This window comes from Bradyrhizobium sp. P3_C3 (assembly GCF_056402655.1).
On record NZ_JBFUGY010000076.1, the window covers coordinates 1 to 18981 of the forward strand.

Sequence of the window (18981 nt, forward strand, 5' to 3'; positions counted from 1 at the left end):
CTCCCGATCGCCGGCCTGCCAGCGCGCCAGCCACTTGTAGCCGAGCCACTTGTAGCCGACGTCAGGACTGATGTTGAACCGACGGCACAGTTCGCGCCGGTTGGCGCCCTCCTGCAAAGCCAGCCGCACAAACTCGTGACGCTGATCCATCACTGACACCTCGCTCCAAGGCATGGACGGCCTCCCGAATCGGACCAATCCAGCCAATGTTGATGTGTCAGCTATGTCTCCGAACACCCGTCAGTGATCTGTCCGGGCTAAACATTTCGCGGGTGATGACAGCGGAGGCCGGAGCCCCCTCACCCACTCCTCTTCCCCCGCGTGCTCGCCAGCAGCACCAGCATGAACGATGCCGCCGTCATCAACGTCGAGATCGCGGCAATGGTCGGGTCGATCTCGTCGCGGAGCGCGGTGAACATGCGCTTGGTCAGCGGCTGATACTGGCCGCCGGAGATGAACAGCGCGACGATGGTCTCGTCCATCGCGGAGATGAAGGCGAAGATGCCGCCCGCGACCACGCTCGACTTGATCTGCGGCAGCGTCACCGCGAAGAAGCTGCGCAGGCGGTTCATGCCGAGGCTGCGCGCCACCATCTCCTGCGCCGGATCGAAGCTCTGCAAGCCCGCAAGCACCGAGATGACGACATAAGGTAGGCCCAGCATCACGTTCGCCAGCACGAGGCCGGGCATGGTCGCGACCAGACCGACCTTTGCATAGACGAAGAAGATGCCGACCGCAGTGATGATGATCGGTACCACCAGCGGTAGCAGCAGCGCCATGTGGATGATGCGCATGATGCGCAGCTTCGACTGGCTGATCGCGTAAGCCGCCGCAACCCCACATGGCGTTGCGATCAGGACCGTGAAGAACGCGACCGTCAGCGTCACCCGCGTCGCCTGCATCCAGGCCGGATTGGCGAAATATTGCTGGTACCAGCGCAGCGAGAACGAAGGCGGCGGGAACGTCAGGAAGCGCGCACTGGAGAACGAGATCGGCGCGATGATCAGCACGGGCAGGATCAGATAGACCAGCACCAGCGCGCTGATCACGTAGAGGACCATCCGTGCGGGCGAAGTGCGCGTCATTTCTGCCCCAACACGCGATCGAGCGAGATGAAGCGGCTGACGGCGAAGAAGATCAGGAGCACGCTGAGGAGCAGCACCACGGCGACCGCGCTCGCGGCGCCGAACTGGTTGTAGAGCTCGACATTGCGGCTCACCAGCATCGACACCATCACGGTGCGGCCGCCGCCGAGCAATTCCGGCGTGATGTAGAAGCCGAGGCAGAGCACGAACACCATGGTGCAGCCGGCGAGCACGCCCGGCAGCGACAGCGGCAGGAACACCCGGAAGAAGGTGAGCGACGGGCTCGCCCCCAGGCTCGCACCGGCCTGCATCAAATCACCGGGGATCTTCTGCATGGTGGCATAAAGCGGCAGCACCATGAACGGTAGCAGGATGTGCACGGTCGCAACCACCGTGCCGAACGTGTTGTGGACGAGCGCGAGCGGCTCGGAGATGACATCGAGATAGCGCAGGAACTGGTTGATCACGCCGGTGCGCTGGAGCAGCGCCAGCCAGGCATAGGCGCGCACCAGCACGCTGGTCCAGAACGGCAGCACCACCAGCGACAGGATCAGGATGCTCCAGCCCTTCGGCACGGCGTTGGCGAGATAGGCCACGGGATAGCCGAGCAGCAGCGCGATCACGGTGACCGCGAGGCTGATCTCGAAGGTCAGCGCAAAGCTGCGCCAGTAGATGTCCTCGGTAAAGACCCGGCGATAGTTCTCCAGCGTAAAACCGTCATGGTAGATCGACTGCCAGGCGAGCCAGCCGACCGGCAGCACGATCAGGAGAAGAATCACGAGCAGCGCCGGCGACACCAATGCCAGCATCAGCGCATGCTCGCGGCGCTGATGCTTTTGGGAGGAATCTGGCACGGATGTCGACAACGCTGGCCTCGCTTACTTCTGCATGAAGGACGCCCAGCGCTTCTCGGCGGCCTCGCCCGCGGGCGAGGACCACCAGGCGTAGGACATCAGCGCCTGCTTGGCCGCGTTCGCCGGCTCGCTCGGCAATTGCGCGGCGCGCTCGGGCTTGATCACGCCGGTCTCGAACGCCTTCGGATTGCCCGGACCGTAGTCGATGTTGAGCGGCAGATTGGCCTGGTGCACGGGATCGACGGCCTCGTTGACGAATTTGACTGCCGTCTCCAGATTCGGCGCGCCCTTGAGGATGCAGAGCGAGGTGCTCTGAAGGACGCCCTGGTTGTAGGTGAAGGACACCTTCGCGCCCTCCTTGGCCACCGCGCTGACGCGGCCGTTCCAGGCCATCTCCATGTCGACCTCGCCGTCATTGAGGAGCTGCGCCGACTGCGCGCCTGAGGTCCACCACACCGTGATGTGCGGCTTGATCTCTTCCAGCTTCTTGAAGGCGCGGTCGACGTCGAGCGGGTAGAGCTTGTCGGGCGCGACGCCGTCGGCCATCAGCGCGGCCTCGAGCGTGGCGATCGGATGGTTGCGCAGCGCGCGGCGGCCGGGGAATTTCTTGACGTCCCAGAAATCCACCCAGCTGTTCGGCGCGTCCTTCGGAAACGTCTTCTGGCTGTAGGCCAGCACGCTGGAATAGAACTCGTACGACACCGAATAGGGACTGCGATAGGCCTCCGGCATCGCCGCCGCGTTCGGAATTTTTGAGAAGTCGAGCTTCTCGATCAGCCCCTGCTCGCCGCCGCGCAGGCAATAGCCGGTCGGTGTGTCGACGACATCCCAGATCGGCTTGCCGCTGCCGACCTGGGTCTTGATCGCCGGCCAGGCGTCGGGGATTGAGTCCTGGTTGATGGTGATGCCGAGCTTCTTGGCGGAGGGATCGAGGATCGCCACCGTCTGCGCCGCCTGATAGGCGCCGCCTTGCGAGACGAAGGTGATCTGCTCGGCGGCGCTCGCCGCGGTGGTAAATCCGATTGCGCCCAGCACGGCACAGCCCAGTCCAAAATTGCGTGTCGTCATCATCCTCGCCTCCTCCATCACCAAATAATCTCACTGACCGATCGCATCGAGAAACTGGTACCAGCCGGCCACCATGCGCACGGCGGGCTCGCGCAGCGGATAGAACGGGATCGCCTTCATGCGCCTGATATCGAGCAGCCCGACCTCGGGCGTCTCGCCGCGCACAAAGGCGGCGAGATAGCGGCCCATCAGGCTCGACATCGCAACACCCGCGCCGTTGTAGCCCATCGAGACCAGCGTGCGGTCGTCGAGCCGGCCGATATGCGGCACCGAGTCCAGCGTCATGCCGACGAGGCCCGACCATTTGTAGGCGAGCGGCACATCGGCGAGATCCGGGAAGATGCCGACCATCGCCTTGCGCAAGGCGTCGAAGGCAGCTTGCGAGTCCTGCTTGCCGAAGGCGCCACGGCCGCCGAAGATGACGCGGTTGTCGACCATGCGGAACCAGCGCATCATGCGCTTGGTCTCGGTGTAGGTGCGCCCCGTCGGCATCAGCTTGCCCGCGAGATTGCGCGGCAGCTGCTCGGTCGCGACCAGGGCGCTGCGGAACGGGATCAGCGTGCGCTGCATGTGCGCGGTCGCGCTGGTGAGATCGGAGTAGCTGTTGGTGGCGATGATCGCCTGTTTCGCGCGCACCGCGCCTTGCGGCGTCTCGGCGACGATGCCGCCGTTCTCGCGCCGGAGTTTGACCACCGGCGACTCCTGGAAAATCGGAACGCCACGGCGCGCGACGCCATCGGCGAGCCCGCGCAGATAGTTCAGCGGATGGATGCCGCCGGAGCCGGGATTGAGCACGCCGCCGACAAAGATGTCGGAGCCGGTTTCGTCACGCACCCCGCGCTTGTCGAGGATGCGGACTTCGGCGGAGCCCATCTCGCGCGTCATCCAGTTGGCTTCGTCGATCGCGGCCTTCAGCGTCGYCTCGTTATGCGCAGCCTTGACCTGGCCCGTGCGTGTCAGCGCCGCGCTGGCGATGCCGAATTCGGACACCAGCTCCTCGACCATGTCAGTCGATTCATGCGCGATCTCGTACATGCGCTGCGCCATGACGCGGCCATGGGTGGCGTCGATCTCGCGGAACGACAGCCGAAACTTCGCGGTGATCACCCCACCATTGCGCCCGCTCGCGCCCCAGCCGGGACGGTTCGCCTCCAGCACGACCGGCGACAGGCCGCTCTTGGCGATGTGGTGCGCCGCGGAGAGGCCCGTGTAGCCTGCACCGATGATCACCACGTCCGCCTGTCGCTCGCCCGACAGCACGGGAAACGCGCGCGCCGGCTCCGCCGTGGCTTCCCACAGCGAGTTGGCCGATGGCAATGCGCTCCAGTCCCGTGTCATGCCGCCGCTCATGCCTTACGCCGGCCCGATCGCCGCGTCCGCCAGCGCCTTCAGCGTCGGGAAGTGGAAGTCCGGCTTGGTCAGCGTCTCCACCGCGGGCGTGCCGCCGAAACCGGCCATGCCCTGGCGGCGCTCGATCCAGCACACCTTGTAGCCGAGCTTCCGCGCGATCCCGATGTCGTGGTACTGGCTCTGCGCGACGTGCAGAATGTCGGACTGCTTGTAGCCGAAAGCTGACTGGCGTCCCTTGTTGTAGGCGAAGAACTCCGGGTTCGGCTTGGCCACGCCGGTATCGTCGGCGCAGACGGTGTCGTCGAAGGGATTGCCGAGCGCGTGCGCGTAGCAGGAGAGCGCGACGCGGTCCGCATTGGTCATCGCCACCAGCCGGAACTTCGTGCGCAGGCGCTTCAGCGCCTCGACCGAATCCGCGAACGGCCCCCAGCGCAGCACCGAGAGCTGGAACACATCGCAGGACGCATCGTCGGAGGGAAGCCCGAGCTCCTTGGCGAGATGGCGATAGACATGAAACATCGCCTCGCTCGAGCGCTCATAATGCTTGTCGCGGCCGCGCTTGTAGGGCTCGAAGATCTGCTCGTCGCTGAGCTCGGCCGGCGACTTGCCGGAGATCTTGCGTACCGCGGAGAGCACGCCGGTCTCGAAATCGATCAAGGTGCCGACGACGTCGAAGGTGAGAACCTTGAAATTGCTGAACGAGGCTGCTGACGACATCTTTGGTTTCTTCTCTCGGTTGAACAGGGCTTGAGTTCAGTCCCCCGCCCTGGGGACAACGATGGTGTCCTCGGGGTGAAGGGTCACGGTGAGGCTGCCGCCGAGCGGCGGGATGCGGCTGTAGGCCTGGTGATAGCTCGGCTGGCGCAGGCTGAGCGCGATGCCATCGGTGAGCGCCAGGAAGATGCGGAGGCTCTCGCCCTGGTAGACGATGTCGGTGACCGTCCCGGTCAGCCGGTTGCAGGCGGCATCCTGCGCGCCGTCGTCAATCAGGAGCTTTTCGCTGTGCACGGCCAGCATCAAGGCATCGCCAGAGGGAATGGCGCGGGCGCTGCGCAAGAGCGCATTGCCGAGCGCGACGCTGGAGGCATCGACGCGGCGAACCGGCAGCATCGTCGCTTCCCCGATGAAGCTCGCGACGAAGGAATCCGCGGGATGGTCGTGCAGCCGCTCGGGCGCGTCGATCTGGATCAGCCGGCCGTCCTTCATCACGGCGACGCGATCGCTCATGGTCAGCGCTTCGCGCTGGTCGTGGGTGACGTAGATGATGGTGGCGCCGATGCGCCGGTGCAGCGCGCGCAGCTCGATCTGCATGGATTCGCGGAGCTGCTTGTCGAGCGCGGAGAGCGGCTCGTCCATCAGGATCAGGCGCGGCTCGAAGATCATCGCACGCGCCAGCGCCACGCGCTGGCGCTGGCCGCCGGAGAGTTGCGCGATGCCGCGCTCTTCATAGCCGGCGAGACCGACCATCGCGAGCGCCGCGCGCACCTTGTCGGGCCAGCTCGCTTTCGGCAGGCGCCGTGCGCGCAGGGGAAAGGCGACGTTCTCGCCGACGCTCATATGCGGGAACAGTGCGTAGTTCTGGAACACCACGCCGATGTCGCGCTTGTGCGGCGGCATCCAGGTGACGTCACGACCGCCGAACAGGATGGTTCCGCTCGATGGCAGGATGAAGCCGCCGAGAATTCCAAGCAGCGTGGTCTTGCCGGAGCCGGAGGGGCCGAGCAGCGAGACGAATTCGCCGGCGCCGACATTGAGCGAAACGTCGTCGAGAGCGCGAACGGGGCCATACGCCTTGCTCGCGGACCTGATCTCGACGTTTTCCGCTCGTTTGTCCAACGATCGACCTCGCCTCGTTCCCTGCAATGGCGTGCCTCACTGCGCGCCATAAGCCTGCTTTATAGACAGGAATGTTGACCACTCACGGCCGAAGCGTGCACCGCACCAATTCTTCGCTCGCAAGCCCTGTCTTTAGGCTGTGATGCCAATGACACCAGACTTGGCAAAACTCGGCAATTGCCAAATTCTCACCGCGTCCATAACATGGCGTTATGCCCGAGCTGCGCCGGATGCTGCCCTCCAGTAACGCCCTGTTCGTCTTCGACGCAGCGGCGCGCAATGGCAGTTTCACGGCGGCAGCAGCCGAGCTCAACGTCACGCAGCCGGCGGTAAGCCGCATGCTCGGACAGTTCGAGGAGCATCTCGGCGTCCGCCTGTTCGACCGCACTGCGGGGCGCGCGGTGCTCACCGAGGAAGGCGAGCTGCTTTATCGCCGCGTGCTCGAAGGCTTTCGCAGCATCGAGACCGGGCTCGTCGAGATCGAACGGCGCCGCAAGGGCACCGAGACGGTGACGCTGTCGGTCTCCTCCGCCTTCACCACGCATTGGCTGATGCCGCGCATCGACAAGCTCCAGAAGCAGTTTCCCGAGGTCGATTTGCGCTTCCAGCTCATCTCGGGCGCGCTGCGCGGACCGGTCGAGAATGTCGACCTCGGCATGCGCTTCCGTGACCGCGACGAGCCGTCGTCCGGCGGCACGCTGGTGATGAAGGAAGTCATGCTGCCGATGTGCAGCCCTGGCTATCTCGGCGAGACCGATCCCACCGAAGGCAACACCATCATTCGCCTCGCCGAGACGCCTGGCGACTGGGCGGCGGATTACGCCTCGCTTCTCACCGGCCGCCGCGGTGCGGCCAAGGCGCTGAGCTTCACCGACTATGCCGTCGTGATGCAGGCCGCCCTGCTCGGCCAGGGCATCGCGCTCGGCTGGCTGACGGTGGCCTCGCACTGGCTCCTGACCGGCGCGCTGGTGCCGGCCTCCGATACGCTCACCACCACGCGTCGCATCTGCGAATTCCTGCCGCCGCGCAACCGGCCGATGCGCCCCATCGCCGCCGAAATCCGGGACTGGATCATCGCGCAGATGAAAAACGAGATCGCCGCGATCGACCGGCTCTATCCGAAGCTCGGCGCGATGGCTGCCTGCTATTGATGCCGAACGATCACGGCGCGCTACCCGGGCCGGAAGCGCAGATTGGCGCGCGATAGCTGGCTGATCGACGTGCATCCCATCAGCTTCATATCGCGCACGAGCTCGGCCCGCAGCAGGCCGAGGGCTCGTTCGACGCCGGGGCGGCCGGCGGCGGCGAGCGGATAGAGATAGTATCGTCCAAGCCCCACCGCCTTGGCCCCGAGCGACAGCGCTTTCAGGATATGGGTTCCGCGCTGGATGCCGCCGTCCATCATCACGTCGATGCGGTCGCCCACGGCATCGACGATTTCGGCGAGCTGATCGAAAGCCGAGCGGGAGCCGTCGAGCTGGCGGCCGCCATGATTGGAAAGGACGATGCCGGCACAGCCGATATCGACCGCGCGGCGCGCGTCTTCCACCGACATGATCCCCTTCAGGCAGAACGGGCCGTTCCAGGTCCGCACCATCTCCGCGACATCGTCCCAATTCATCGCGGGATCCAGCATTTCCGTGAAGTAGCGGCCGATCGACATGGCGCCGCCGCTCATGTCGACATGCTCTTCCAGCTGAGGGAGCCTGAATTTCTCGTGGCTGACATACTGGATACCCCACATCGGCTTGATCGCGAACTGCAGCATGCCCGCAGGCGTCAGGCGGAAGGGAATGCTGAAGCCGGTGCGCAGATCGCGCTCGCGATTTCCCCCGGTGATGCTGTCGACCGTGAGCATCATCACCTCGACGCCCGCGTCCCTGGCGCGCTGCATCATGGCGCGGTTGAGACCGCGATCCCTGTGGAAATAGAATTGATAGACCTGCGGCGTGTCGTGGGCCTTGCGCAATTCCTCCAGCGACACCGTGCCCAGCGAGGAGACGCCGAACATGGTGCCGTAGCTCGCCGCAGCAGCGGCGACGGCACGCTCGCCTTCATGATGGAACAGGCGCTGCAAGGCGGTCGGCGAGCAGTAGAACGGCAGCGCGAGCTTCTGACCCATGATGGTGACCGAGAGATCGACGTCCTGCACGCCGCGCAGCACGTTGGGCAGAAGGTCGCAATGCTCGAAGCTCGCGCTGTTGCGGCGATGGGTCGTCTCATCGTCGGCCGCGCCATCGATGTAGTCGAAGATCGGACCGGGCAGCCGGCGGCGCGCCAGCCGCCGGAAATCGTGGAAGTTATGACACTGTGTCAGGCGCATTTCTCAACTCCGCTCACGACATGCTCTGCGCGTCGATCATCTTGCCATCGCGCCGCCGATGCTGTCAGCGGCCGCCATCGCGGCGATCTCTCGCCTGATGGCGCCGCCGGTCTCCTATCGATGCTCGATCGCCCTGATGGCGCCACGGAGTTCGGCGAGGCCGCGCAGGCGGCCGATCGCGGTGTAGCCGGGATTGGTGCGCTTGGTGGCGGCGAGATCGTCGAGCATACGATGGCCGTGGTCGGGACGGAACACGATTCTCTTGTCGGGTGAGCGCCGTGCGTTCTCCTTCAACAGCGCCTTCAGCACCGCGACCATGTCGACGTCACCGTCGAGATGGTCCGACTCGTAGAAGGACAGGCCGTCGGCCTCGCGCTTGGTCGCGCGCAGATGGGCAAACGCAATGCGCGGTCCGAAGCGCTCGGCCATCGCGGGCAGATCGTTCCCGGCGCGCACGCCGAGCGAGCCGGTGCACAGGCAGATGCCGTTGGCCTTGGACGGCACGGCATCGAACAGCGCCTGATAGTCGTCGTCGGTCGAAGCAATGCGCGGCAGGCCGAACAGCGGGCGCGGCGGATCGTCGGGATGCAGCGTCAGGGACACCCCGAGTTGCTCGGCGACCGGCGTGACGCGGCCCAGGAACTCGGCGAGATGCTGCCGCAGGATCTTTGGCGTGATGTCGCGATAGGTCTCCAGCCGGTCGCGGAATTGCGGGATCGTCATCGGCTCGGTGGTCGAGCCCGGCAGCGCGCTGGCGATGACCATGACGAGATAGTCGATATCGGCCTGGCTCATCTGGTCGAACAGCTTTTTGGCGCGCGCCTGCTGTTCGGGCGAATACTCCTGCACGGCGGCGGGACGCTTCAGGATATGCAGCTCGAACGCGGCAAAGCGGTCCTGGTCGAAGCGCATGGCGCGGGCGCCGTTCGGCAGCTCCCACTCCAGATCGGTGCGGCACCAGTCCACCACCGGCATGAAATTGTAGCAGATGATCTTGATGCCGGCCGCCGCCACCGCTTCGAGACTCGCGATCCACGCGTCGATCGAGGCCGTCGCCTTGGCCCCGAGCCGCTTGACGTCGTCGGGGATCGGAATGGACTCCACCACCGACCACGTCAGTTGCGAGCGGCCGGGCTGGCCGTGCTCGATGAAGTTCTTGCGCTCCTCGACCGCCTTGCGTGTCCAGGCTTCGCCGATCGGTACCTGATGCAGCGCCGAGACGATATCCGTCGCCCCGGCCTGCCTGACATCGTCCAAAGACACCGGATCATCCGGACCGTACCAGCGCCATCCCTCGAGCATCATCGAAATTCTCCTAAAGCGTTTTCGAGCGAAGTGGATACCGGTTCGCGTGAAGAAAACGCGTCAAAACAAAGAATCAGTTCGCGGTCAGCACGACCTTGACGCTCTGCGAGCGGTCGAGCGCCAGCCGCAGTGCGTCCGGCGCGGTCGACAGCGGCCGCTCGGCGGTGACCAGCGACAGCACGTCGACGCTGCCGGCGCTGATCAGTTCCACTGCGGTCATGAACTCGAAGCCGAAGCGGAACGAGCCGCGCAGGTCGATCTCCTTGGCCATCACCGCATTCGACGGCGTCGGAATCTGGCCGCCCGGCAGATTGCCGATCTGCACCACAATGCCGCCGCGCCTGACGATGCCGATCGCGCTGGCAAGGCCTGCGGCGGTGCCCGAGACCTCGAACGCGACATCATAGGGACGCGATGCGGCCTGTGCCTTCAGCCCTTCCTCGCCGGCCGAGACGTTCTCGACGTGAGAGGCGCCGAGCCGGGTCGCAAAGGCGAGCGGCGCCGGTGCGATGTCGGCCACCGTGATGTCGGCCATGCCGGCGCGGTGTGCCGCGAGCATGGTCAAAAGCCCGATCGGGCCGGCACCGAAGATGATGCCGCGCTTGCCCTCGATGTTGCCGGCACGCACCACCGCGTGCAGGCAGACCGCGAGCGGCTCGGCCAGCGCCGCGGCCTGATAGGACACGTGATCGGGGATCTTCACGCATTGCGCGGGGACCGCGTCGAAATAGTTGGCGAAGCCGCCCTGCATGTGCGGCGTCTTCGACGCCGAACCCATGAAGTAGATGTTCTCGCAGAGATTCGGCCGGCCCTCGCGGCAGGCGACGCAATGGCCGCACCAGCGCGACGGATTGACGGCGACACGGTCGCCGACCTTCAGGTTCGCTGCGGAACCTGCGATCTCCACGACCTCGCCGGATATCTCGTGGCCGAGCACGAGTGGCGACTTCACGACGAAATCGCCGGTCCGGGCATGACGGAAATAATGCATGTCGGAGCCGCAGATGCCGCCGGCGCCGAAACGGATGCGCACCATGCCATCAGCGAGCCTGTCGAGCGGATGCTCGATCATGCGCAGATCTTCGGGGCCGAACAGGGTTGCGGCGAGAGCGGTGGAGGTCATTTGGAGAGTCCCATGTATTTAGGCAGCCAGAGGGTCAGTTCGGGAATGTAGGTGATCGCGATCAGCGCGACCATCAGCGGCACCAGCCAGGGCAGGATCGCGACCGTCGTGCGCTCGACCGAGAGCTTGGCCACGCGGGCGAGCACGAACAGCACCATGCCGAGCGGCGGATGCAGCAGGCCGATCATCAGGTTCAGCGTCATGATCAGGCCGAAATGGATCGGATCGATGCCGAGCTTGAGCACGATCGGCAGCAGGATCGGCACCAGGATGGTGATCGCCGCCGTGGTGTCGATGAAGCAGCCGACGAACAGGATCAGGACGTTGGCGAGCGCCAGGAACACCCATTTGTTGTGGGTGATGCTGAGCATCCAGTCCGAGAGCATTTGGGCTGCCTGCGACACCGTCAGCAGCCAGGCGAAGATCGAGGCGGCCGTGACGATGAACAGCACCGAGGCCGTGGTCTCGATGGTGTCGAAGGTCGCCTTCGCCACCGTCTTCAAGGTCATGGTGCGGTAGCGGACGAGGCCGAGGAACAGCGACCAGATCACGGCGGCGACCGCGGCCTCGGTCGGCGTGAACCAGCCAAGCGTCATGCCGCCGATCAGGATGACCGGCGCCATCAGCGCCATCACCGCCGAGAAGTCGAAGTACCAGTCGATCGCGAGCAGCGTGCCGAGCCCGATGACAACGGCCATGTTGGTGGACATGCCGGCCAGCACCATCAGCCAGATCGCGAGCGGGAAAGCCAGCACGATGGCGATCTCGAGGCCGGCCGAGCCGAGTTGCGGCCAGGAGAACGGCGTATCGCTGCCCCATTTGTTCTTGTGCGCGAAGTAGGTGACGGTGGCCATCATCAGCAGCGTCATGACGATGCCGGGAATGACGCCGCCCAGGAACAGCGCGCCGATCGAGACGTTCGCCATCATGCCGTAGATCACGAAGGGCAACGACGGCGGGATGATCGGCCCGAGCGTGGCGGACGCCGCGGTGACGCCGACGGAGAACTCGGTGGAATAGCCGTGGTCCTTCATCGCCTTGATCTCGATGGTGCCGAGACCGGCGGCATCCGCGATCGCGGTGCCGGACATGCCGGAGAAGATCACCGAGCCGATGATGTTGACGTGACCGAGGCCGCCGCGCATCCAGCCGACCAGCGCGACCGCGAATTTGTAGATGCGGCCGGTGACGCCGGCGATGTTCATGAGATTGCCGGCCAGGATGAAGAACGGCACGGCGAGCAGCGGAAAGCTCTCGACGCCGGCGATCATGCGCTGTGCCAGCGTGACGTCAGGCGTCACGCCGCTGACCAGGATGTAGAGCAGCGACGACGCGGCCATGGCAATCGCCACGGGAACGCCGAGCAGCATCAGGACGAGGAAGCCTCCAAGCAACAGCAACATAACTTTACCCCTCAAAACCGTCGTAGGCGCCGGGACGTTCGAGGATCGAATAGCCCTGTCGCAGATGTTGGATGGCCACCTGCACCGAGCGCACGAACATCAGCACGAAGCCCGCCAGCACGGCGTAATAGACGTAGTCCTTGGGCAGATTGATCGTGGTCATCGACTCGTCGCCGATGATCTGGATGTAGACCCAGACCAGCTTGATGGCGTAGCCGAAGAAGGCGATCCGGATCAGGTCGATCGCGGTCGACAGCGCGCGCGCCACGACATGCGGCAGATAGCGGTAGATCAGATCGACCTGGATGTGCCGCGACAGCCGCACGCACATCGAGGAGCCGATGAAGACCACGCCGATCAGGCAGTAGGTCGCGATCTCCTCGGTCCAGGCATAGCTGTCGTTGAGGACGTAGCGGGTGAAGAACTGGAGGAAGACGGCAAGCGCCATCACCCAGAAGATCACCAGCGCCACCCAGTCCTCGAAAGCGTAGACGCCGAGATCGACCTTCGGCACCGCCTCTTCCTCGAAGGTGTGGGCGATCTCGTCCCCGGTGATCTGCCGGTGCACTTCGACGGTGGACATGGGGTTACTCCCTCAAACTTGCAGCACGTCGTTCCGGGATGGTGCGTTAGCACCAGACCCGGAACCTCGAGATCCCGGGTTCGGCTCTTCGAGCCGCCCCGGGATGACGACTACGTCGTCACTTCACCGCCTGGATGCGTTCCCAGTCGGCCTTGCGATAACCGAAGGTCTCGAACGCAACGTTCTTCAGCACGATGTCGCGGAACTCGTTCTTGTCGACCTCGGTCACGGTCAGTCCCTTCTCCTTGAAGAAGGAAACCAGCTTTGCCTCGTTCTGCTTGATCTCCGCGGTCGCCTTCGCAGCGGCCTCCTGCGCGACGTCGGTGAAGATCTTCTTGTCCTCGTCGCTGAGCTTCTTCCAGAGCGCGCCCGCCACCACCGTGTTGAGGTGGTCGACGATGTGGCCGGTCAGCACGATGTGCTTCTGCACTTCGTAGAACTTCTTGGCCTCGATCGTGGTCAGCGGGTTCTCCTGCGCCTCGACGGTGCCGTTCTGAAGCGCGAGATAGACTTCGGCGAACGCGATCGGCGCGGTGTTGGCGCCGCAGGCGCGCGGCATCGCCAGATAGGCCGGAACGTCGGGCACGCGCATCTTGAGGCCCTTGAGGTCGGCGCAAGTCTTGATCGGCTTGTTCGACGAGGTCTGGCGCACGCCGTAATAGGTCACCGCGACGATGTGGTGGCCGCTCTTGTCCTCATAGCCCTTGGCGAGCTCCTTGAAGATGTCGCTCTTGGTGTAGGCGAGGAGATGGTCGGCGTCGCGGAAGGTGTAGGGATAGTAGGTCACGCCGATCGGCGGGAAGCTCTTGGCCGCGAAGCTCGAGCCGGAGATGATGATGTCGACCGAGCCGAGCGAGAGGCCCTGGTTGATGTCGGCTTCCTTGCCGAGCTGCGACGCCGGATAAACGTCGACGGTATACCGCCCGTTGGTGCGCTTGCCGATCTCCTGTGCGGCCCAGACCGAGGCGGTGTGGAATGGCTCCGAGGTCTCGTAGACATGGGCCCATTTGAGCTTGGTCTGCGCCATGCCGGGATTGGTCGCCGCGAACATCGCCGCGACCGAAGTCGCCAGCACCATCGTCATCTTCTTCAACACTGACTTATCCTCCACTGACTAAAGTCTGCTTCTTGTTCACCCGCCCAAAACCGGGACGAGCCGCCCAATCTCATCGTCGCCGCGCGTTGCCGCTTTTGGCCTGCGTCTTCGCGCGTTTTGGTTTTGCCGGTTTCGCCGGCGTGCGCGCGACCCGGCCTCGCTCCGCGGGCGATCCCGCGGCGGTCTCGGCACCAAAGTTCTGCGCAAAGCGCTCCTGCGAGCGCGCCAGATGCTTGCGCATGGCCTCGCGCGCGGCGTCCGGATCATGCGCCGCAATCGCGTCACGCACGGCGCAATGCTCGTCGAGCGCGGTGCGCCAGGTGCCTGGGCTCTCGAAGTAGTGCGCAAGCTGCGCGAAATAGGGATTGAGGCGCTGGTCGAACAGCTCGCCGACCACGCGCACCAGCACGGCATTGCCGAGACTGCCGGCGATCGCGACGTGGAAGGCACGGTCGTGCACCATCGAAGCCTCGCCGGGATGCTCGACATTCTCCATGGCGACAAGCGACGCATTGATGCGGGCGATATCGTCCTTGGTCGCCACGCGCGCGGCCTGCTCGGCGATCGCGCTTTCGAGGAATTCGCGGGCGCGCAAGAGCTCGAACGGGCCTTCGATGCCGGCGGCCGGAAGCGCAGGCGCGGCGTCCGCTGGCTCGGTCACATAGATGCCGGAGCCGACGCGAATGCGGACGCGGCCCTCGACCTCGAGCGCGATCAGGGCTTCGCGCACCGTCGGCCGCGAGATCTTGAGCTGCTCGGCGAGTTCCCGTTCGGTCGGCAAGCGGCTGCCGACCGCGTACTCGCCGCTGTCGATCAGGCTTCGCAATTGATCGGCGACCTGGCGGTAAAGCCGTCTCGCCTCCACAGCTTCCAGCGGCACGCTGGCCTCCCCGAAAGGGTCTCGCCGGGAAGCATCGCGTCCCGGCGGCCCGCCAATTTTGGAAAATTGGTCTTACCAATTGACCGAAGCATTGACCGAGGACAGGCGCCATGTCAAGCAGCGGCCAAACACAGGGAGAGACGACCATGCGCCATAATTCAACGCGTCTTGGCCGCGCCAATCTCGACCGGCTGCCGTCCGCCATCCGCCGCCCGGCCTATGACCGCTCGCGCGTTACGCCCGGCATCGTGCATCTGGGCCTGGGCGCCTTTCATCGCGCGCACCAAGCCGTCGTCATCGACGATTGCCTTGCCGCAGGCAGCTCGTCCTGGGGCATCGTCGGCGCGAGCCTGCGCAGCCCGGATACGCGCGACGCCCTCGCCCCGCAGGATCATCTCTACACTGTCGCCGTGCGTGCCGCCGAAGGCACCGAACACCGCGTCATCGGCGCGCTGCTCGACAGCGTCGTCGCGCGCGAGAAGCCGGCAGCACTGGTCGATCGGATGGCCGACCCCGCCATTCGCATCGTCTCGCTGACGGTCACCGAAAAGGGCTATTGCCACACGCCGCAGACCGGCGATCTCGACGAGCGGCATCCGGATGTCGTGCACGATCTCAACAATTTTGACGTGCCGCGCTCGGCGCCCGGCTTCATCGTCGCCGCACTGGCGCGCCGGCGCGCACAGGGGCTAGCACCCTTCACCGTGCTCTGCTGCGACAACCTCGCCGCCAACGGCCACACCGTGCAGCGGATCGTGACGCAGTTCGCCGCGCTCCGCTCGAAGGACCTCGGCAAATGGATCGCCGATAGTACCGCCTTCCCGTCGACGATGGTCGACCGCATCGTGCCGGAGACGACGGACGCCGACCGGGATACGGTCTCGAACGCGCTCGGCATGCGCGACGCCTGGCCTGTGATGACCGAGCCGTTCACGCAATGGGTGGTCGAGGACCGCTTCACGGCGGGGCGGCCAGATTTCGCCGCCGCCGGCGTCGAGCTCGTCACCGACGTCAAGCCGTTCGAGCTGATGAAGCTGCGGCTGCTCAACGCCAGCCATTCGGCGCTGGCCTATCTCGGCTATCTCGCGGGCTACGAGACCATCGCCGACACCATGCTGGATCCGCATTTCGCCCGTCTCGCCGCGCAGGTGATGGAAGAGGCCGCGGTGACGCTGACGATGCCTGTTGGCACCGATCTCGCCGCCTATCGCGCCTCGCTGCTCAAGCGCTTCGCCAACCCGGCGCTGCATCACCGCACCTGGCAGATCGCGATGGACGGCTCGCAGAAGCTTCCGCAGCGCCTGCTCGGCGCGATGCAGGATCGCCTGCGCAAAGACCTGCCGATCGCGACGCATGCGCTCGCGGTGGCCGGCTGGATGCGTTACGTCACCGCACGCGACGAGCAGGGCCGCGCCATCGACGTTCGCGATCCGCTCGCCGCCGAGTTCGCCGCGCTGGCGCGCGAGGCGGGTCCCGTCGCCGAACGGCTCGCGCCCGCATTGCTCGGGGTCGAGAAAGTGTTCGGACCGCTGGGCACTGAGCCGCGCCTGCGCGAGGCCGTGACCACGGCGCTCGGCCGTCTTTATAAGGATGGTGCGCGGCGAGCGGTGGAGATATCTGTCTCGGTGTGACCACAAAGCAGGCAATGCTGCACTGCGGTCCAAATCGAACGCAAAGTCGAACGGAAGTCGCGCTTGATTTTTGCCTGCCATTGCCCCACCCGAGAGGCATGGCAAAGGACAATAAGGTCATCGCCGCGAACGCGGCCTTCTACGCCGCCTTTTCAACGGGCGACTTCGACGAAATGGAGCGGATGTGGGCGGATGACGACGCCATTTCCTGCATCCATCCCGGCTGGCCCGCCATCATCGGCCGGGCCACGGTGATCGGCAGCTGGCGCGACATCCTGCAAAATCCGGAGCGGCCGCAGATCGTCTGCGCCGAACCGCAGGCGATCGTCGACGGCGACAGCGCGCGCGTGCTCTGCATCGAGATCGTCGACGGCACCGCTTTGGCCGCGGCCAACCATTTTCGGCGTGTCGGCGACGGCTGGCGGCTGGTGCACCACCAGTCGAGCCCAATCGCGCAGATTGTCGAGCAGGCTGAAGACGATAGGGCGAGCCACCGCGTCCACTGACCGCGGCGGGCCGGCCGGCGCTTTCTACTGTGCATGGGGTTGTTTTTCAGTTTTTTGTCTTGAGCCCCCGAGTTCCGACAAATCGTCCAGCACGACCTGCGCCGCACTGAAATCATCGTCCCGAAAGAACAAGCTTCTGGTGATGAGCACCGGAATGTTCGCCCGCGAGGCCGCGATCAGACCGTTGCGGGAATCCTCGATCGCGACACAGTCGGCTGCGCCCAGCTTCAGTCGCGCCAGGGTTTCCAGATAGACATCGGGGGCCGGCTTCTTGTGGCGGACATCGTCGCCGGCGACGACCGCATCAAAATCCGCCGCCCAGTGCGGTCCCAACGCTTGCGACAGCAGCGCATCGATATTGCCGTGCGAGGTGGTGGTCGCGATCGCAAGCCGCTGGCCGCGGGCCTTCGCGGCGGTGAGCAGGTCCGCCACACCGGGCCTCAAGGGACAGCAGCCGGTTTCGATCAGCTCGGCGTAATGCGCGGTCTTGATGCGGTGAAGGGCTGCGATATCGGCATCCGGCAATGGCGGCGCGACCTGCAGCCTCGCGTGAAAGGCGCGCATGCGCTCCTTGCCGCCGGTGACACGCAGCAGCTCCTTGTAGACCGCCCGGTCCCACTGCCAGTCGAGACCGTGGCGAACGAAGGCGTGGTTGAAAGCGCGCCGATGCAGCTCCTCGGTTTCGGCCAGCGTGCCGTCGACATCGAAGATCAGCGCGGCGGCGCGCCCGATCAACTCCGCGGCACCGCATGGCACTGCGGCCGGCGCTTCTGCCTGCATGACCGACGCCTCCCTCCTGACAAGCGAGCATCGCCTGCCCTGGCCGGCGAGTAAAATTGCAATATCTTTTGCCGGACCCAAAAATCCCTTATGAGCGAACGGCGCGCAGCTCGCGCGAGCGGGAACTCCAGCACGGCAGACGCATGCGGCTCTTCATCCTCGGCCTCGGCTACAGTGCCCGGCATTTCGTCGGCCAATTCGGCGGCGCCTTCTCGCATATCGCCGGCACCGTGCGCGATCCCGGCAAGCGAAACGACCTTGCCGGCATCGAGGTGCACGCCTTTTCCGGCGGCAGTCCGGCCCGCGAGGTGGTCGAGCGAGTCCGCGACGCTGATGTCCTTCTCATATCGATCCCGCCCGGCAGCGCGGGCGACCCCGCAGTTACGGCCCTTGGCGACGCGCTCGCGGGCCGGCGGCGGAAGATCGTCTATCTCTCCACCATCGGCGTCTATGGCGATCACGCAGGCCGCTGGGTGGACGAGAGCACGCCGCCGCAGGCCACCCTCGACCGCACGCGAACGCGCGTCGCGGCGGAGCAAGCCTGGACCGCCGCGGCGCGCGGCGACGTCGCGATCCTGCGGCTTGCGGGCATCTACGGTCCCGGCCGCAACGCGCTGGTGACGCTGCGGGCCGGGACGGCCCGGCGCATCGTCAAGCCGGGACAGGTCTTCAACCGCATCCACGCCGACGACATCGCGAGCGCGATCATGGCCGCGGTGAAGCACAGTGACGGCGGCACCTGGAACGTCTGCGACGACGAGCCGGCGCCGCCGCAGGATGTGATCGCTTATGCGGCAAACCTGATGGACCTTGCGCCGCCGCCCGAAGAGCCGTTCGAGACCGCCGAGATGTCAGCGATGGCCCGCAGCTTCTATGCCAGCAGTGCCCGGGTCTCCAACGCGAAACTGAAGCACGAGCTCGGTGTCACGCTTGCCCATCCAACTTATCGGCATGGCCTGGATGCGCTGTGGCGCACCGCGCAAGGACGATAGGTTCCGGTTATCTCCAACGCGTCCCAGACATGCTCCGCCCGCGCTTGACTTCACTCAGGCGCAGCCGTGATCTAGCCGCTCGGCGAGCCACCGCAGAACGAGCTCGCCTTGGGAGGATGCAATGAACAAGACGATCGCTATGATCGCGACGGCGGCTGCCGTCATC

Annotated in this window: 18 protein-coding genes and 1 pseudogene; 4 read left to right on the forward strand and 15 right to left on the reverse strand. The window is 65.4% G+C overall.

Annotated features, from left to right (window positions below; genetic code table 11):
• From AC1DW2_RS41305 to AC1DW2_RS41335, 7 genes and pseudogenes are all read right to left on the reverse strand, one after another.
• Positions 1-174: pseudogene (locus AC1DW2_RS41305) on the reverse strand (IS481 family transposase); the annotation flags it as partial.
• Positions 175-299: 125 nt separating this feature from the next.
• Positions 300-1085: an ABC transporter permease gene (locus tag AC1DW2_RS41310; protein ID WP_477008941.1), complete on the reverse strand. Its 786-nt coding sequence runs from the start codon at positions 1083-1085 to the stop codon at positions 300-302.
• Positions 1082-1894, reverse strand: a complete 813-nt coding sequence (locus AC1DW2_RS41315; protein ID WP_049807861.1) for an ABC transporter permease — start codon at positions 1892-1894, stop codon at positions 1082-1084. The genes AC1DW2_RS41310 and AC1DW2_RS41315 overlap by 4 nt, the downstream gene beginning before the upstream one ends.
• Before the next feature lie 69 nt (positions 1895-1963).
• Positions 1964-3010, reverse strand: a complete 1047-nt coding sequence (locus tag AC1DW2_RS41320; protein WP_028160732.1) for an ABC transporter substrate-binding protein — start codon at positions 3008-3010, stop codon at positions 1964-1966.
• Positions 3011-3037: 27 nt separating this feature from the next.
• Complete coding sequence (locus AC1DW2_RS41325) at positions 3038-4345, reverse strand: NAD(P)/FAD-dependent oxidoreductase (RefSeq protein ID WP_477008942.1); 1308 nt, start codon at positions 4343-4345, stop codon at positions 3038-3040.
• A gap of 15 nt (positions 4346-4360) precedes the next feature.
• Positions 4361-5074, reverse strand: a complete 714-nt coding sequence (locus tag AC1DW2_RS41330) for an HAD family hydrolase (RefSeq protein ID WP_477008943.1) — start codon at positions 5072-5074, stop codon at positions 4361-4363.
• A 36-nt stretch (positions 5075-5110) separates the two neighbouring features.
• Positions 5111-6193, reverse strand: coding sequence for an ABC transporter ATP-binding protein (locus AC1DW2_RS41335; RefSeq protein WP_477008944.1), 1083 nt, complete (start codon positions 6191-6193; stop codon positions 5111-5113).
• 212 nt (positions 6194-6405) lie between these two features.
• Here AC1DW2_RS41335 and AC1DW2_RS41340 point away from each other — a divergent pair, with 212 nt between their 5' ends.
• A complete protein-coding gene (locus AC1DW2_RS41340) occupies positions 6406-7344 on the forward strand; it encodes a LysR family transcriptional regulator (protein ID WP_477008945.1) in 939 nt (312 codons plus the stop codon).
• A gap of 20 nt (positions 7345-7364) precedes the next feature.
• On the opposite strand, the gene AC1DW2_RS41345 is transcribed toward AC1DW2_RS41340, so the two are convergent.
• The 7 genes from AC1DW2_RS41345 to AC1DW2_RS41375 form a co-directional block, all read right to left on the reverse strand.
• The gene (locus AC1DW2_RS41345; protein ID WP_063981332.1) at positions 7365-8516 is read right to left on the reverse strand and encodes an alpha-hydroxy acid oxidase; all 1152 of its coding nucleotides are present in this window, start codon (positions 8514-8516) and stop codon (positions 7365-7367) included.
• Between the two features lie 114 nt (positions 8517-8630).
• Positions 8631-9821 (reverse strand): mannonate dehydratase, encoded by a 1191-nt coding sequence (uxuA, locus tag AC1DW2_RS41350; protein ID WP_477008946.1) that lies wholly within the window; start codon positions 9819-9821, stop codon positions 8631-8633.
• Between the two features lie 73 nt (positions 9822-9894).
• Positions 9895-10944 carry an L-idonate 5-dehydrogenase gene (locus tag AC1DW2_RS41355; protein ID WP_477008947.1) on the reverse strand — a complete coding sequence of 350 codons (1050 nt, stop codon included), beginning with the start codon at positions 10942-10944 and terminating at the stop codon, positions 9895-9897.
• On the reverse strand, positions 10941-12347 hold the full coding sequence (locus tag AC1DW2_RS41360; protein ID WP_477008948.1) for a TRAP transporter large permease: 1407 nt from the start codon (positions 12345-12347) through the stop codon (positions 10941-10943). Before AC1DW2_RS41360 ends, AC1DW2_RS41355 begins: the two co-directional genes overlap by 4 nt.
• Positions 12348-12351: 4 nt before the next feature.
• Positions 12352-12930 carry a TRAP transporter small permease gene (locus AC1DW2_RS41365; protein ID WP_028147138.1) on the reverse strand — a complete coding sequence of 193 codons (579 nt, stop codon included), beginning with the start codon at positions 12928-12930 and terminating at the stop codon, positions 12352-12354.
• A 118-nt stretch (positions 12931-13048) separates the two neighbouring features.
• Positions 13049-14008, reverse strand: coding sequence for a sialic acid TRAP transporter substrate-binding protein SiaP (locus tag AC1DW2_RS41370; RefSeq protein ID WP_071917185.1), 960 nt, complete (start codon positions 14006-14008; stop codon positions 13049-13051).
• 88 nt (positions 14009-14096) lie between these two features.
• Positions 14097-14906 carry a FadR/GntR family transcriptional regulator gene (locus AC1DW2_RS41375; RefSeq protein WP_477008949.1) on the reverse strand — a complete coding sequence of 270 codons (810 nt, stop codon included), beginning with the start codon at positions 14904-14906 and terminating at the stop codon, positions 14097-14099.
• Positions 14907-15052: 146 nt separating this feature from the next.
• Between AC1DW2_RS41375 and AC1DW2_RS41380 the strand changes: the two genes are divergently transcribed.
• Together AC1DW2_RS41380 and AC1DW2_RS41385 are read left to right on the forward strand one after the other, a co-directional pair.
• A complete protein-coding gene (locus AC1DW2_RS41380) occupies positions 15053-16537 on the forward strand; it encodes a mannitol dehydrogenase family protein (protein WP_477008950.1) in 1485 nt (494 codons plus the stop codon).
• 98 nt (positions 16538-16635) lie between these two features.
• On the forward strand, positions 16636-17043 hold the full coding sequence (locus AC1DW2_RS41385; protein ID WP_166353359.1) for a nuclear transport factor 2 family protein: 408 nt from the start codon (positions 16636-16638) through the stop codon (positions 17041-17043).
• A 24-nt stretch (positions 17044-17067) separates the two neighbouring features.
• Here the strand turns inward: AC1DW2_RS41385 and AC1DW2_RS41390 are convergent, their stop codons facing one another.
• Positions 17068-17823: an HAD family hydrolase gene (locus AC1DW2_RS41390; RefSeq protein WP_477008952.1), complete on the reverse strand. Its 756-nt coding sequence runs from the start codon at positions 17821-17823 to the stop codon at positions 17068-17070.
• 143 nt (positions 17824-17966) lie between these two features.
• On the opposite strand from AC1DW2_RS41390, the gene AC1DW2_RS41395 reads away from it, so the two are divergent.
• Positions 17967-18815 (forward strand): NAD-dependent epimerase/dehydratase family protein, encoded by an 849-nt coding sequence (locus tag AC1DW2_RS41395; RefSeq protein ID WP_477008951.1) that lies wholly within the window; start codon positions 17967-17969, stop codon positions 18813-18815.
• Positions 18816-18981: the final 166 nt, after the last annotated feature.

Bases quoted from the DNA above. Each gene is read 5' to 3' on its own strand.
- AC1DW2_RS41395 (WP_477008951.1), top strand. From the start codon at position 17,967: ATGCGGCTCTTCATCCTCGGCCTCGGCTACAGTGCCCGGCATTTCGTC.
- uxuA (WP_477008946.1), bottom strand. From the start codon at position 9,821: ATGATGCTCGAGGGATGGCGCTGGTACGGTCCGGATGATCCGGTGTCT.
- AC1DW2_RS41380 (WP_477008950.1), top strand. From the start codon at position 15,053: ATGCGCCATAATTCAACGCGTCTTGGCCGCGCCAATCTCGACCGGCTG.
- AC1DW2_RS41370 (WP_071917185.1), bottom strand. From the start codon at position 14,008: ATGGTGCTGGCGACTTCGGTCGCGGCGATGTTCGCGGCGACCAATCCC.
- AC1DW2_RS41320 (WP_028160732.1), bottom strand. From the start codon at position 3,010: ATGATGACGACACGCAATTTTGGACTGGGCTGTGCCGTGCTGGGCGCA.
- AC1DW2_RS41340 (WP_477008945.1), top strand. From the start codon at position 6,406: ATGCCCGAGCTGCGCCGGATGCTGCCCTCCAGTAACGCCCTGTTCGTC.
- AC1DW2_RS41360 (WP_477008948.1), bottom strand. From the start codon at position 12,347: ATGTTGCTGTTGCTTGGAGGCTTCCTCGTCCTGATGCTGCTCGGCGTT.
- AC1DW2_RS41345 (WP_063981332.1), bottom strand. From the start codon at position 8,516: ATGCGCCTGACACAGTGTCATAACTTCCACGATTTCCGGCGGCTGGCG.
- AC1DW2_RS41385 (WP_166353359.1), top strand. From the start codon at position 16,636: ATGGCAAAGGACAATAAGGTCATCGCCGCGAACGCGGCCTTCTACGCC.
- AC1DW2_RS41355 (WP_477008947.1), bottom strand. From the start codon at position 10,944: ATGACCTCCACCGCTCTCGCCGCAACCCTGTTCGGCCCCGAAGATCTG.
- AC1DW2_RS41330 (WP_477008943.1), bottom strand. From the start codon at position 5,074: ATGTCGTCAGCAGCCTCGTTCAGCAATTTCAAGGTTCTCACCTTCGAC.
- AC1DW2_RS41315 (WP_049807861.1), bottom strand. From the start codon at position 1,894: ATGCTGGCATTGGTGTCGCCGGCGCTGCTCGTGATTCTTCTCCTGATC.
- AC1DW2_RS41310 (WP_477008941.1), bottom strand. From the start codon at position 1,085: ATGACGCGCACTTCGCCCGCACGGATGGTCCTCTACGTGATCAGCGCG.
- AC1DW2_RS41390 (WP_477008952.1), bottom strand. From the start codon at position 17,823: ATGCAGGCAGAAGCGCCGGCCGCAGTGCCATGCGGTGCCGCGGAGTTG.
- AC1DW2_RS41365 (WP_028147138.1), bottom strand. From the start codon at position 12,930: ATGTCCACCGTCGAAGTGCACCGGCAGATCACCGGGGACGAGATCGCC.